Origin of the sequence: Oerskovia merdavium, assembly GCF_014836755.1 — a bacterium.
GTDB classification, from domain to species: Bacteria; Actinomycetota; Actinomycetes; order Actinomycetales; family Cellulomonadaceae; genus Oerskovia; species Oerskovia merdavium.
Genome location: NZ_JACSQF010000006.1, coordinates 193414 through 207740, shown reverse-complemented (window position 1 = coordinate 207740; position 14327 = coordinate 193414). Strand labels below are relative to the sequence as shown.

Genomic DNA, 14327 nt, shown 5'->3' with positions numbered 1-14327 from the left:
CCCCCCGGCCCCCCCCCCCCCGGCGGCGCCCCCGGCCGCCCAGGACCCACCCAGCTCCCTCGGACCCGACTGGGTCCTGGGCCCCGACGGCATGCGCCACCGGCGCGGTGCGCGCGTCCTGCTGCTCGACGACGAGGGGCGCCTCCTGCTCGCTCGCGGCCACGACACCGACCAGCCCGAGCGGTCCTGGTGGTTCACGGTCGGCGGCGGGATCGAGCCCGGCGAGAGCGACCGCGACGCCGCGGTGCGCGAGGTCCTCGAGGAGACGGGCCTGCGCCTGGACCCCGCCGACCTGCAGGGCCCCGTGTGGACCCGCTCGGCGATCTTCGACTTCTACCGCGAGCGCTGCCGCCAGGACGAGGTCTTCTACCTCGCGCGCATCACCGGCACCCAGGCCGCCGTGCCCCTCACGCGCGAGGGCTGGACCGAGATCGAGCACGACGTCGTCGACGAGATGCGCTGGTGGACCCTGCCCGAGCTGCGCCAGGTCACCATCGAGGTCTTCCCCGCGTCCCTGCCGGACCTCCTCGAACCCCTCCTCGACGGGTGGGACGGGCAGACCCGCCACCTCGGCGAGGCCACCGAGTAGCAGGCCGCGAGCGCCGTCGTCGGGCACCCCCGCGGGGCGCGACGTGCGGCGCGTACCATGGGCGATCGTGAAACCGGTCATTGGAGTCCTCGCCCTGCAGGGCGACGTCCGTGAGCACGTGGCCGCCCTCGAGGTGGCCGGTGCGCGCGCCATCACCGTGCGGCGCCCCACCGAGCTCGCGGCGATCGACGGCCTCGTGCTCCCCGGCGGGGAGTCGACGACGATCGACAAGCTGCTGCGGATCTTCGAGCTGTTCGACCCGCTGCGGGCCGCGATCGCCGCGGGGCTGCCGGTGTACGGGTCGTGCGCGGGCATGATCCTGCTCGCCGACCGGGTGCTGGGCGCCACGCACGACCAGCAGACCCTGGGGGGCCTGGACGTCACGGTGCGTCGCAACGCGTTCGGGCGTCAGGTCGACTCGTTCGAGTCGTCGGTGGAGATGGCCGGGGTGCCGGGCGGGCCCGTGCCCGCGGCGTTCATCCGGGCCCCGTGGGTCGAGGAGGCCGGCCCGGGGGTCCAGGTCCTGGCCCGCACGCGTCACCGGGGAGCCTCGGGGCCCGCTGTGCCGGCCCCGGACGCCGGGCCTGCCGCGGGCGCGGGCGAAGACGCAGGTAGAATCGTCGCAGTACGTCAGGGAACGTTGCTCGCCACCTCCTTCCACCCCGAGATCACGGGCGATGCGCGGGTGCACGAGCTCTTCGTCGCAATCGTGAAGGAGTAACAGGGGTATGTCAGGACACTCCAAGTGGGCTACGACCAAGCACAAGAAGGCCGTGATCGACGCCAAGCGCGGCAAGCTGTTCGCCAAGCTCATCAAGAACATCGAGGTCGCGGCCCGCACGGGCGGCGGGGACCTCGCCGGTAACCCCACGCTCTTCGACGCCGTCCAGAAGGCCAAGAAGTCCTCGGTCCCCAACGACAACATCGACCGCGCCCTCAAGCGCGGCTCGGGCCAGGAAGCCGGCGGCGCCGACTACCAGACGATCATGTACGAGGGCTACGGCACGGGCGGCATCGCCGTCCTGGTCGAGTGCCTCACGGACAACAAGAACCGTGCCGCCGCGGAGGTCCGCATCGCGTTCACGCGCAACGGCGGCCAGCTCGCCGACCCGGGCTCGGTGTCCTACCTGTTCTCCCGCAAGGGCGTCATCGTGGTCCCCAAGGAGGGCACCACCGAGGACGACGTGATGGAGGCCGTCCTGGAGGCGGGCGGCGAGGAGGTCACCGACGAGGGCGACACGTTCGAGGTCCTCACCGAGGCCACGGACCTGGTCGCGGTCCGCACCGCGCTGCAGGACGCCGGCATCGAGTACGACTCCGCGGACGTGGTCTTCCACCCGTCCATGGAGGTCGAGGTCGACGCCGAGGGCGCCCGCAAGATCCTGCGCCTGATCGACGCGCTCGAGGACAGCGACGACGTGCAGAACGTCTACGCGAACTTCACCGCGAGCGACGAGGTCATGGCCGAGCTCGAGAACGACGACTGACCCACCGTCCCTGGTGTGACGAAGGGCTCCCGCGCCACCGTTCGCGTGGGAGCCCTTCGTCGTGGGTGGCGCGTGAGAAGGTGAGCGCGTGCGCGTGCTCGGAGTGGACCCAGGCCTGACCCGCTGCGGCGTGGGCGTCGTCGACTCGTTGCCCGGGCGGCGCGCGCAGATGGTCGCGGTCGGGGTCCTGCAGAGCCCGCCGGACATGTCGGTGGACCTGCGCCTGCTCACGATCTCCCAGCGCCTGGACGCCTGGATGGACGAGCACGTCCCGGACGTCGTGGCGGTCGAGCGGGTCTTCGCCCAGCACAACGTGAGCACCGTCATGGGCACCGCGCAGGTCGCGGGGCTCGCGATGGTCGCCGCGGCCCGCCGCGGGGTGCCCGTCGCGATGCACACCCCCAGCGAGGTCAAGGCCGCCGTGACCGGCACGGGCCGCGCGGACAAGATCCAGGTCCAACGCATGGTCGCGCGCATCCTGGGTCTGGCCGAGCTGCCCAAGCCCGCCGACGCGGCCGACGCCCTCGCGCTCGCCATCTGCCACATGTGGCGTCCCGCGGGCGCGCTGCAGGGCGGGGACCGGCACCAGCTCACGCCCGCACAGCGCGCGTGGGCAGCGGCCGAGCAGGCCTCGCGCGGCCCGCGCCGCTAGAGGCCGTGGTCCGGGCCCGGGGTCGGGTCCGGACCACGGCCGCGGGGGAGCGCGGCGCGCGAGGTGCCCGACGGCGAGGCTCACCCGGGCGCACCCTCGCCCGTTGCTAGAGTGGCCGCAGTTTCGTACAGGTGTTCGGGGTCGGTCGCACGCGGCCGGGACCCGCGAGGATGCATGGAGGCACAGTGATCGCTTCGCTGTCGGGAACGGTGGCGAACGTCCGCCTGGACCGCGCTGTCATCGAGGTGGGCGGCGCCGGGGGAGCCGTGGGGTACCTCGTGCACGCGACCCCCGCGACGCTGTCCACGCTGCGCGTGGGCGAACCCGCCCGCCTGTCCACGAGCATGGTCGTGCGCGAGGACTCGTTCACCCTGTTCGGGTTCGCCGACGACGACGAGCGCACGGTCTTCGAGGCCGTGCAGACCGTCAGCGGCGTCGGGCCGCGACTGGCCCTGGCGATGCTCGCGGTCCACACGCCCGACGCGCTGCGCCGCGCCGTGGCCTCCGAGGACATCGCCGCGCTCATGCGCGTGCCCGGCATCGGGCGCAAGGGCGCCCAGCGCATCGCGCTCGAGCTCGGCGACCGGCTCGGGGCACCCACGGGCGCCGCGGACGGTAGCGGCGACGACGCGGCGGGCACGGGCGCAGGTGTGGTCGACGACCAGCGCGACCAGGTCGTCCAGGCGCTCGTGGGGCTCGGCTGGAACCCCAAGGCCGCCGAGGACGCGCTCGCCACGGTCCTCGCCCAGGCCGGCGTCGACGTGGTCGCCCCCGACGAGATCGCGGGCGCCCTGCGCGCCTCGCTGCGCGTGCTGGGCGGTCCCCGTGGGTGACTTCGACCGCGTCGGGTACGCCGAGGGCGAGGAACCGTTCACGTCCGAGCGGATCGTGACGCCGGCCGCGGACGAGCTCGAGCGTGCGGCCGAGGCCGCGCTGCGCCCCCGGCGGCTCGAGGAGTTCGTCGGCCAGCTCGTCGTGCGCGACCAGCTCTCCCTGGTCCTGCAGGCCGCGCTCGCCCGCGGCGCGACGCCCGACCACGTCCTGCTCTCGGGTCCTCCCGGGCTCGGCAAGACGACCCTCGCCATGATCATCGCGGCCGAGCTCGGCGCGTCCTTGCGCGTGACGTCTGGCCCGGCGATCCAGCACGCGGGCGACCTCGCCGCGGTCCTGTCCTCCCTCGAGGAGGGCGAGGTGCTGTTCATCGACGAGATCCACCGGCTCGCGCGCCCCGCCGAGGAGCTGCTCTACGTCGCCATGGAGGACTTCCGGGTCGACGTGGTCGTGGGCAAGGGCGCCGGTGCCAGCGCGATCCCGCTGTCCCTGCCGCCGTTCACGGTCGTGGGGGCCACCACGCGCGCCGGGCTGCTGCCCGCGCCGCTGCGCGACCGGTTCGGGTTCACCGGGCACCTCGACTTCTACTCGCCCGACGAGCTCCAGCGCGTCCTGGTCCGCTCGGCGGGCCTGCTCGGCGTCCGGCTCGACGCCGACGCGGCCCACGAGATCGCCGGCCGCTCGCGCGGCACGCCCCGCATCGCCAACCGCCTGCTGCGCCGGGTGCGCGACTGGGCCCAGGTCCGCGGCGACGGCTCGCTGGACCTGCGGGCCGCACGCTCGGCGCTCGAGGTCTACGAGGTCGACGAGCTCGGCATGGACCGCCTCGACCGGGCCGTGCTCGGCGCGCTGTGCACACGCTTCAACGGGGGGCCCGTGGGCCTGAGCACCCTGGCCGTGACCGTGGGCGAGGAGTCGGAGACCGTGGAGACCGTGGTCGAGCCCTTCCTCGTGCGCGAAGGGCTGATCGGGCGCACCCCGCGCGGACGGGTCGCGACCGCGGCGGCCTGGGCACACCTCGGTCTCACGCCCCCCGACCCCCTCGCGCCCCGCGGACCGGGCAGCCCGACGGGGGGACGGAACGGCTCCGGACGGACGGGGCGAACCCTGTTCGACACCGGGGCCTAGACTGGTGGAGTCTGAACGGCGGAACTCCACGGTCGTACGGTTCGTTGGTGATCCGTACGCGTGCGCCTAGACTGCCGCGCAGATCCCAGCACAGAACAGGAATCGGTTACCCCGTCATGGACTTCAGTCTCATCCTCATCCTCGCCCTCGCAGCAGGCGCGATGTTCCTCATGACCAGCCGGTCGCGCAAGGCCCAGAAGGAAGCAGCAGCCTTCCGGACCAACCTGGCCCCCGGCCAGGAGGTCATGACCGGTTCGGGCCTGTTCGGCACCATCGTCGCGGTCGACGAGGAGAAGGACATCATCACGATCGAGTCCACCCCCGGTAACCAGTCCCGCTGGCTGCGGGCAGCGATCGCCAAGCTCGTCGAGCCGCCCGTCGAGGAAGAGGACGGCGACGACGAGGGCGCGCAGGACACCGACGAGAACGGCCTGGTCGTGGGGGACTCCGACCGGACCTCGTCGGTCGACGACGTTCTCGAGGTCCCGGACGACCTGTCCGGACTGACGGACAAGCCGGGGGACAAGCGGGACGACGGCACCGACAGCAAGTGACACACGTCGCGCCCCGATCCCGGGGCGCGACGTCGATCCGCGTCATCGCACGCTCGATGTCGCGCGCACGAGAAGAGACGGATAGTTGGCCACCTCCAACACACGACGCGCCAGGCCCGTACGCACCCTGGTGATCCTCGCTTTGCTGATCGTCGCGTTGTTCGCGTCGATCTTCGCCGGCACCAAGTGGTCGGACGCGAGCACCACGCCCGGACTCGCCCTCGACCTGGAGGGCGGCACGCAGATCATCCTGACGCCGATCGCCTCCGAGGGCCAGGTCACCGACGAGACGATCCAGCAGGCGATCAACGTGATCCGCCAGCGTGTCGACTCCTCGGGAGTCACCGAGGCCGAGATCACCAGCCAGGGCAAGAACATCGTCGTCGGGCTGCCCGGCACCCCGAGCGACGAGACGCTCGACCTCGTGCGCAAGTCCGCGCAGATGCGGTTCCGCCCGGTCCTGACGTACGGAGCACCCACCCCGGTGGCCTCCGAGACGCCTACCGAGGAGCCCACCGAGCCCACGGCGCCCGTGACCCCCACGAGCCCCAGCGACCTGGCGCAGATCACCCCGGAGATCCAGGCCCAGTTCGACGCGCTCGACTGCACCGACCCCAAGAACCTGACCGGCGGCAACACCGACGACGCCGACGCACCGCTCGTCACGTGCGCCGACGACGGCACGGTCAAGTACATCCTGGGCCCGGTCGAGATCGAGGGCACCGAGATCGCCAACGCGAGCTCGGGCCTCGGCACCACGGCCCAGGGCGTCAGCACCGGCCAGTGGGTCGTCAACATCGAGTTCAACGCCGAGGGCACCAAGGCCTTCCGTGACACGACCACGCGCCTGGTCGCGCTGCCCGCCCCGCAGAACGCGTTCGCCATGGTCCTCGACGGGCTCGTCATCTCCGCCCCGACGGCCAATGTCGCGATCCAGGACGGCAAGGCCGAGATCTCCGGCAACTTCACCCGCGAGAGCGCCGCGCTGCTGGCCAACCAGCTCAACTTCGGTTCGCTCCCGCTGACCTTCGAGGTCCAGAGCGAGCAGCAGATCTCCGCGACGCTCGGCAGCGAGCAGCTCGAGAAGGGCCTCATCGCCGGCGCGATCGGCCTGCTGCTGGTCGTCATCTACTCGCTCTTCCAGTACCGGGCCCTCGGCCTGGTCACGGTGGCATCGCTCGGCATCGCGGCTGTGCTCACCTTCGGGGTGATCCTGCTGCTGTCCTGGACCATCGGGTACCGCCTGTCGCTGCCCGGTGTCGCGGGCATCATCGTCGCGATCGGCATCACCGCGGACTCGTTCATCGTGTACTTCGAACGCATCCGCGACGAGCTGCGCGACGGACGCACCCTGAACTCGGCCGTCGAGAAGGGCTGGGACCGCGCACGGCGCACCATCCTGGCCTCGGACGCGGTCAACTTCCTCGCCGCCGTCGTCCTGTACTTCCTCGCCGTGGGCGGCGTGCGCGGCTTCGCGTTCACGCTGGGTCTGACGACGCTGATCGACCTGATCGTCGTCTTCATGTTCACGCACCCGGTCATGCAGCTGCTCGCACGCACCAAGTTCTTCGCGAACGGGCACCCTGCCTCGGGCCTCGACCCGCGCCGGCTCGGCGCGAGCACCCGGTACGCCGGGCGCGGGCGGGTCGCCCGGCCGGGCGACGCCGACACCCAGGACGCGCCCGTGAGCGACGCGTCGAGCGACGAGCCCTTCGGCACCCCCACGCGTGAGAAGGTCGGCGCGAGCGTCGGCACCGCCACCGCGGGCGAGGGGACCCGGCAGACGATCGCCGAGCGCCGCGCAGCCGCACGGCGCGCGGCCGAGTCCGGCTCGACCACCACCGACTCCTCGACCGAGGGCGACAAGAACGAGGAGAACCTCTGATGGCGCAGGGATTCGCCCAGTGGGGCAACGACCTCTACACGGGGCGCAAGTCCTACCAGATCGTCGGCAACCGCCGCCGCTTCTACATCGTCGCGATCGTCATGGTGCTCCTGTCGTTCGGGGTCCTGCTCACCAAGGGCTTCAACCTCGGCATCGACTTCCGCGGCGGCTCGGAGTTCGTCGTCTCGAACGTCAGCGACACGAGCCAGCAGCCCGCGATCGACGCCGTGTCCGAGGTCGCCCCCGCCGAGGTGCCGCGCGTCACGACGGTCGGCGGCAGCGCCATCCGCGTCCAGACCGACCGCCTCACGGCGGACGAGGTCACCGAGGTCCGCGACGCGCTCGCGGGCGCCTACGACGTGACCGAGAACGACGTCACGACCGCTTTCATCGGCCCCAGCTGGGGCAAGGACGTCTCGCAGAAGGCCATCACGGGCCTGATCGTCTTCCTCGGGCTCGTGGGCGTGGTCATGACGATCTACTTCCGCAACTGGCGCATGGCCGCGGCCGCGCTCATCGCGCTCTTCCACGACCTCATCATCACGGTCGGGATCTACGCGGCGATCGGCTGGGAGGTCACCCCGGCCACCGTGATCGGCTTCCTGACCATCCTCGGGTACTCGATCTACGACACCGTGGTGGTCTTCGACAAGGTCCGCGAGAACACGAGCGGCATCCTCGACCAGACCCGCAGCACCTACGCCGAGCGCGCCAACCTCGCGGTCAACCAGACGCTCGTCCGGTCGATCAACACCTCGGTCGTCGCGCTGCTGCCCGTCAGCGCCATCCTGTTCATCGGCGCGTTCCTGCTCGGGGCCGGCACGCTGCGCGACATCGCGCTCGCGCTGTTCGTCGGCATGGCCGTCGGTGCCTACTCCTCGATCTTCCTGGCCACGCCCCTGGAGGTCACGCTGCGCGAGCGCGAGACCGCCATCAAGGAGCACACCCAGAAGGTCCTGGACAAGCGCGCCGCACTCGTCGCCGAGGCCGCAGAGGGCACGGGCGGCGCCTCGCGCGACGCCCAGCTCGCCGCGGCAGGGGTCCAGGCCACGGGCCAGCTCCAGCCGGGATCGCACCAGGGCGTCAAGGCGCAGCCGCGACGCAAGCGGGGGCACTGACCTCTCATGAGCACCAGCAGCATCCTGCCCGTCGGACTGACGGGCCTGGGGTCCGAGCGCGCGGCCGAGGTCCTCGGACTCATCCGCGACGTCCCGGACTACCCTCAACCCGGCGTCACGTTCCGTGACATCACCGGTCTGCTCGCCGACGGCAGGGCGCTGGGCGACGTGGTCGACTCCCTCGCGGCATTCGCCGCGGGGGGCGTCGACCTCGTCGCCGGTCTCGAGGCCCGCGGCTTCCTGATCGGCGCACCGCTCGCCACGCGCCTCGGCGTCGGGTTCCTGCCGCTGCGCAAGGCCGGCAAGCTCCCGCCGCCCACCGAGACCGTGACCTACGACCTCGAGTACGGCACGGCGTCGATCGAGCTGCGCACGGGTACTCTCCAGCAGGGCGCACGCGTCCTGATCGTCGACGACGTCCTGGCCACGGGCGGCACCGCCGCCGCGGGGGTCGAGCTCGTCGAACGCTGCGGGGGCGTCGTCGTGGGGGTCGCGTTCCTCCTGGAGCTCGACGGTCTCGGCGGGCGCTCACGGCTCGCGGGCCACCAGGTCGACACGCTCCTGCGCGTGGAGTCGTAGGATTGCCACTCCGACGGACGTCGAGATTCTCCGGCGACCAGGGAGAGGAGGCACGCATGAGCGAAGAGACACGGACAGGTCGATCGTCCGGTGAGAGCGGGCCGTCCTCGGCGGCGCGCGTACGCTCGCGCCTCGTGCGGTTCGGTGTCCGGGGGAGCCAGGGCGGCACGCCCGCCCTCGAACCGGTCCTGCAGGCGGTACGAACCAACCACCCCAAGTCCGACCTCTCGGTGATCGAGCGGGCCTACGTGACGGCGGAGAAGGCCCACCGTGGCCAGATGCGCAAGAGCGGCGACCCGTACATCACCCACCCGGTCGCTGTCGCCACGATCCTCGCGGACCTCGGCTTCGACGGCGCGACGCTGGCCGCCGCGCTGCTCCACGACACGGTCGAGGACACCGAGTACTCGCTCGAGCGCCTCACCGAGGAGTACGGCGAAGAGATCGCGATGCTCGTCGACGGCGTCACCAAGCTCGACAAGGTGACCTACGGGGACGCGGCCCAGGCCGAGACCGTGCGCAAGATGGTCGTGGCCATGGCCCGGGACATCCGCGTCCTGGTCATCAAGCTCGCCGACCGCCTGCACAACGCCCGCACCTGGAAGTTCGTGCCGTCCTCCTCGGCCGAGCGCAAGGCGCGCGAGACCCTCGAGATCTACGCACCCCTGGCCCACCGCCTGGGCATGAACACCATCAAGTGGGAGCTCGAGGACCTGTCGTTCGCGACCCTCTACCCCAAGGTGTACGAGGAGATCGTCCACCTGGTCGCCGAGCGCGCGCCGGCCCGCGAGGAGTACCTCGCGGTGGTCCGCGAGCAGGTCACGGCCGACCTGCGCACCGCCAAGATCAAGGCGACCGTGACCGGTCGCCCCAAGCACTACTACTCGATCTACCAGAAGATGATCGTGCGCGGTCACGACTTCGCGGAGATCTACGACCTGGTCGGCGCACGTGTCCTGGTGGACACCGTGCGCGACTGCTACGCGGCGCTCGGTGCGCTGCACGCGCGATGGAACCCTGTGCCGGGCCGGTTCAAGGACTACATCGCGATGCCCAAGTTCAACATGTACCAGTCGCTGCACACCACGGTGATCGGACCGGGCGGCAAGCCCGTCGAGATCCAGATCCGCACGCACGACATGCACCGGCGCGCGGAGTACGGCGTCGCGGCGCACTGGAAGTACAAGGAGATCGCCAAGGCCAGCGGGGCGCCCGAGCCCGTGCAGAACGACATGGCCTGGCTGCGCCAGCTCGTGGACTGGCAGCGCGAGACCGCGGACCCCTCGGAGTTCCTGGACTCGCTGCGCTTCGAGATCGGCGGCGCGGAGGTCTACGTCTTCACGCCCAAGGGCGACGTCATCGCGCTGCCCGCAGGCTCGACCCCGGTCGACTTCTCCTACGCCGTGCACACCGAGGTCGGCCACCGCACCATGGGGGCCCGCGTCAACGGGCGCCTGGTGCCGCTCGACTCGAAGCTCGAGAACGGGGACGTCGTCGACGTCCTGACGTCCAAGTCGGAGACCGCCGGGCCCAGCCGCGACTGGCTCGCGTTCGTCAACAGCCCGCGGGCGCGCAACAAGATCCGCCAGTGGTTCTCCAAGGAGCGTCGCGAGGAGGCCGTCGAGCACGGCAAGACCGCGATCGCCAAGGCGATGCGCAAGCAGAACCTGCCCATCCAGCGCCTGCTCAGCCACGAGTCGCTCGTCGCGCTCGCCAACGAGATGCGCTACCCCGACGTCTCGGCCCTCTACGCCGCGATCGGCGAGGGGCAGGTGTCGGCCGCGAGCGTCGTGCAGAAGCTCGTGCACGCGATGGGCGGGGAGGACGGCGCGTCCGAGGACCTCGCCGAGGCCGCGCGTCCGGGGCACACGTCGCGTCGCCCCCGTACGGGCGACCCGGGCGTGGTCGTCAAGGGCGTGGACGACATCTGGGTCAAGCTCGCCAAGTGCTGCACCCCGGTGCCCGGTGACGAGATCATCGGCTTCATCACGCGCGGCCAGGGCGTCAGCGTCCACCGCGCGGACTGCGCGAACGTCGTGGGTCTGCGCAACCAGCCCGAGCGCATCGTCGAGGTCGACTGGACCACGGGCAGCAACGCCCTGTTCCTGGTCCAGATCCAGGTCGAGGCCCTGGACCGCTCGCGGCTGCTCTCGGACGTGACCCGCGTCCTGTCGGACCACCACGTCAACATCCTGTCCGCGACGGTCTCGACGTCGAACGACCGGGTCGCGATGTCCCGGTTCGTGTTCGAGATGGCAGAGCCCGGGCACCTGGCCACGGTCCTGTCCGCGGTCCGCAAGATCGACGGCGTGTTCGACGTCTACCGCATCACGGGCTCCAAGGCGGCCGAGCAGCCTCAGCTCCCGGCCTGACCCTCGGCTTCGTCCGAACGCCTCACGCGCCCGACGCCGTCGCGCACGTGGGGCGTTTCGTCGTCCGGACGGGTGGCCCGCTCGACGGGTGGCGCGGCGCCCCCGGTGGCAGCATCGGGGGATGGACCTGCCCGTGCTCCCGCCCACGCTGCCCATGCTCGCGAAGTCGGTCTCGGGAGTCCCCGACCCGGGCGCGGTCGAGGGTGGGCTCGTGTTCGAGCCCAAGTGGGACGGCTTCCGCGCGATCGTCTACCGCGACGGCGACGAGGTGCGCCTCGACAGCCGCAGCGCCAAGCCCATGGAGCGCTACTTCCCCGACGTCGTGGCCGCCGTCCTCGACGCGTTGCCCGAGCGGTGCGTGGTCGACGGCGAGATCGTGCTCGCCCAGGGGGGCCGGCTCGACTTCGAGGCCCTCCAGCAGCGCATCCACCCCGCGGCTTCGCGGGTCGCCCGGCTGGCTGCCGAGACGCCGGCGAGCCTCGTGGTGTTCGACCTGCTGGCGCTGGGGGACGACGACGTCACGCACGAACCGCTGAGCCGCCGTCAGGAGCTCCTCGCGGGCCTGGGCCTCGACGGACCGGACGTGCACCTGACCCCTCGCACGACGGACCGCGCCGTGGCCCAGGACTGGTTCGCGGTGTTCGAGGGCGCCGGCCTCGACGGGGTCGTCGCCAAGCCGCTCGCAGCGCCGTACCAGCCCAACAAGCGGGTCATGCTCAAGGTCAAGCACGAGCGCACGGCCGACGTGGTGCTCGCGGGGTACCGGCTGCACAAGACCTCGACGCCTGAGAGCCCGCTCGTGGGCTCCTTGTTGCTGGGCCTGTACGACGACGCGGGGGACCTGCAGTTCGTCGGTGTGGCGGCGTCGTTCCCCATGGCCCGCCGGGCCGAGCTCGTCGGCGAGCTCGCACCGCTCGTGCTGGACCCCGGGAGCCCCGAGGCCGCCGAGCATCCCTGGGCGGGCTGGGAGAGCCCCGGGTCCGGACGCATGCCCGGCGCGCAGTCGCGGTGGAGCGGCACCAAGGACCTGTCGTTCGTGCCCCTGCGCGTCGAGAAGGTCCTCGAGGTGGCCTACGACCACATGGAGGGGTCACGGTTCCGGCACACGGTCCAGCTCCGTCGCTGGCGCACCGACCGGGAGCCCGGGTCGTGCACGTACGAGCAGCTCGAGGAGCCCGTGAGCTACCGGCTCGACGAGCTGCTGCCGGGGGCGCCCGGGGTGGCCTGAGGGCGGTCCGGGACACCTCCCGAGCGGCGGGGAGCCGCGGGCCCCGCGGGGCCCGCGGAGACCGCACGTGCACGCCGACCGCACGTCCGCGCCGACCGGGCGGGCTAGGTGCCCGCGCCGTCCTCGTGGTGCCGTGAGGCGTCCTTGCTGGGCTGGACCCGCTTGGGTTCGCCCGCCATCTTGGGGTGCTCGGGGGGATAGGGCAGGTCGCCCAGACCGTGGTCGCGCTCGTCGCGTGCCGCGAGCTCGAGCGCGGCCTCGAGCGAGTACCGCTCGCCGGGGCTCGTCGCGTCGAGGCGCGCGTGCAGGTCGCCGACCTCGGCGAAGCGCGCCGGCATGGTCAGGACGTCGAAGTCGTCGGGCCCGACGTCGGGCACCTCCTCCCAGTGCAGGGGCGCCGAGACCGTGGCGCGGGCGTTGGCCCGGATCGAGTAGGCCGAGGCGATGGTGCGGTCGCGGGCCATCTGGTTGTAGTCGACGAAGATCTTCTCGCCCCGCTCCTCCTTCCACCACCTCGTGGTGACCTGGTCCGGCAGGCGGCGCTCGAGCTCGCGACCGATCGCGATCGTCGCCCGGCGCGCCTCGACGAAGCCCCAGTCCGGCGTGATGGGGACGAACACGTGCAGGCCGCGCCCGCCTGACGTCTTGGGGAACCCCTCGAGCCCCAGCTCGGCGAGCACCTCACGCAGGTGCGGGGCCACCCGCGCTGCGTCCGAGTAGTCGGTGCCGGGTTGGGGGTCGAGGTCGATGCGGAGCTGGTCGGGAGCCTCGACGTCGGCGCCCGTGACGGGCCACGGGTGGAACGTGAGGGTGCCGAGGTTCGCGGCCCAGAGAACCACCGCGAGCTCGGTGGGGCGCACCTCGTCGGCCGTGCGGCCGCTGGGGAACGCGATCCGGGCCGTCTCGACGTAGTCCGGCGCGCCCTGCGGCAGGCGCTTCTGGAAGAACGCGTCGCCGCTGCTGTCGGTGCGGGTGCTGAGCCGGGCGCCCTCGAACACACCCTTGGGCCAGCGTTCGAGGGTCGTGGGGCGCTCTCGCAGGGCCGCGAGGATCCCGGGGCCGACCGACCGGAAGTACGTGACGACGTCGAGCTTGGTCAGCCCGCGGCCGGGGAAGACGACACGGTCAGGGCTCGTGACGCGCACGGTGCGTCCGTCGACGTCGAGCTCGACCGCCGGGGTCGTGGAACGAGGCATCTGCTCACGGTAGACGGGGGCTGGGCCCGTCGCCTGCCGACGCCTCCCGCAGCCGTTCGGCGAGCAGGCCCAGGACCCGCTGGGCCCTGGGCCTGCCGGTGCGCCGCGACCGCAGGTCGAGCGCGTGCAGCACCGCGTCGACGTCGAGCCCGCACCGCGTGGCGAGCGCGTGCAGGACCGGGGTGCTGGACCGTTGGTCGTGCAGGCACGCGAGGTCCAGTGCCGTGCGTTCGACGGTCGTCACCAGCACGCCCCCGAGCCGCGCGGTCTCGCTGTGCAGGAGAGCGCTCTGGCGTGGCGCGCGCCCGGACAGCGGCGGCGGGCGGTGGACGCCGAGCGGGTGGATCACCTCGACGGTCGGCGGGACCGGTGTCCCGCAGTGCACCCACGCGGCGCTCAGGCCGCCGATCACGGTCCGCTCGGGGACGAGGTGCCCCAGGGAGGCGGCACGGACCGCGGGGGTGAGCGGCGTCGTCGGGCGTACGGCGACGTCTCCCCGGACCCGGACCAGTGCTCCCGAGCGGACCAGGTCCGCGAACGCGACGGCCCCGCCGACGTGTGCGGGCCGCACGAGCTCGGGGGCGGGCGCGACACGGGCGGCCATCGCGAGGTCCGCAGGGAGGCACAGGCTCGTGGAAGGGGCGTCCGCGAGGACGGCCTCCGGTGGGGAGGGCGCGGGGGGAGCGGTGGCGGCGGCCATGGGTTCAG

At 72.2% G+C, this 14327-nt stretch carries 14 protein-coding genes; 12 read left to right on the top strand and 2 right to left on the bottom strand.

Annotated elements, in window-relative coordinates:
• The 12 genes from H9641_RS08010 to H9641_RS07955 form a co-directional block, all read left to right on the top strand.
• Positions 1–589: NUDIX hydrolase (locus H9641_RS08010; RefSeq protein WP_404821927.1), on the top strand; the 589-nt coding region annotated here is incomplete at its 5' end.
• A gap of 67 nt (positions 590–656) precedes the next feature.
• The gene (pdxT, locus tag H9641_RS08005) at positions 657–1310 is read left to right on the top strand and encodes a pyridoxal 5'-phosphate synthase glutaminase subunit PdxT (RefSeq protein ID WP_318244454.1); all 654 of its coding nucleotides are present in this window, start codon (positions 657–659) and stop codon (positions 1308–1310) included.
• A 7-nt stretch (positions 1311–1317) separates the two neighbouring features.
• Positions 1318–2076: a YebC/PmpR family DNA-binding transcriptional regulator gene (locus H9641_RS08000; RefSeq protein WP_056652119.1), complete on the top strand. Its 759-nt coding sequence runs from the start codon at positions 1318–1320 to the stop codon at positions 2074–2076.
• Positions 2077–2164: 88 nt separating this feature from the next.
• Positions 2165–2728, top strand: coding sequence for a crossover junction endodeoxyribonuclease RuvC (gene ruvC / locus H9641_RS07995; protein ID WP_068625165.1), 564 nt, complete (start codon positions 2165–2167; stop codon positions 2726–2728).
• A gap of 185 nt (positions 2729–2913) precedes the next feature.
• Positions 2914–3561 (top strand): Holliday junction branch migration protein RuvA, encoded by a 648-nt coding sequence (ruvA, locus tag H9641_RS07990; protein ID WP_191802582.1) that lies wholly within the window; start codon positions 2914–2916, stop codon positions 3559–3561.
• Between the two features lie 52 nt (positions 3562–3613).
• A complete protein-coding gene (ruvB, locus tag H9641_RS07985; RefSeq protein ID WP_404821931.1) occupies positions 3614–4687 on the top strand; it encodes a Holliday junction branch migration DNA helicase RuvB in 1074 nt (357 codons plus the stop codon).
• A gap of 116 nt (positions 4688–4803) precedes the next feature.
• Positions 4804–5241: a preprotein translocase subunit YajC gene (gene yajC / locus H9641_RS07980; RefSeq protein ID WP_191802578.1), complete on the top strand. Its 438-nt coding sequence runs from the start codon at positions 4804–4806 to the stop codon at positions 5239–5241.
• A gap of 133 nt (positions 5242–5374) precedes the next feature.
• Positions 5375–7126, top strand: coding sequence for a protein translocase subunit SecD (gene secD / locus H9641_RS07975; RefSeq protein WP_318244458.1), 1752 nt, complete (start codon positions 5375–5377; stop codon positions 7124–7126).
• Positions 7126–8244, top strand: a complete 1119-nt coding sequence (secF, locus tag H9641_RS07970) for a protein translocase subunit SecF (RefSeq protein WP_191802575.1) — start codon at positions 7126–7128, stop codon at positions 8242–8244. Before secD ends, secF begins: the two co-directional genes overlap by 1 nt.
• 6 nt (positions 8245–8250) lie before the next feature.
• Positions 8251–8823, top strand: a complete 573-nt coding sequence (locus H9641_RS07965) for an adenine phosphoribosyltransferase (RefSeq protein ID WP_191802573.1) — start codon at positions 8251–8253, stop codon at positions 8821–8823.
• A 56-nt stretch (positions 8824–8879) separates the two neighbouring features.
• Positions 8880–11195, top strand: coding sequence for a RelA/SpoT family protein (locus H9641_RS07960; protein ID WP_191802571.1), 2316 nt, complete (start codon positions 8880–8882; stop codon positions 11193–11195).
• 121 nt (positions 11196–11316) lie between these two features.
• A complete protein-coding gene (locus H9641_RS07955; protein ID WP_191802569.1) occupies positions 11317–12423 on the top strand; it encodes an ATP-dependent DNA ligase in 1107 nt (368 codons plus the stop codon).
• A 104-nt stretch (positions 12424–12527) separates the two neighbouring features.
• Here H9641_RS07955 and ligD read toward each other — a convergent pair whose 3' ends face one another.
• The gene (ligD, locus tag H9641_RS07950) at positions 12528–13619 is read right to left on the bottom strand and encodes a non-homologous end-joining DNA ligase (RefSeq protein WP_191802567.1); all 1092 of its coding nucleotides are present in this window, start codon (positions 13617–13619) and stop codon (positions 12528–12530) included.
• A gap of 4 nt (positions 13620–13623) precedes the next feature.
• Complete coding sequence (locus tag H9641_RS07945) at positions 13624–14319, bottom strand: hypothetical protein (RefSeq protein ID WP_191802565.1); 696 nt, start codon at positions 14317–14319, stop codon at positions 13624–13626.
• Between the last annotated feature and the right edge of the window lie 8 nt (positions 14320–14327).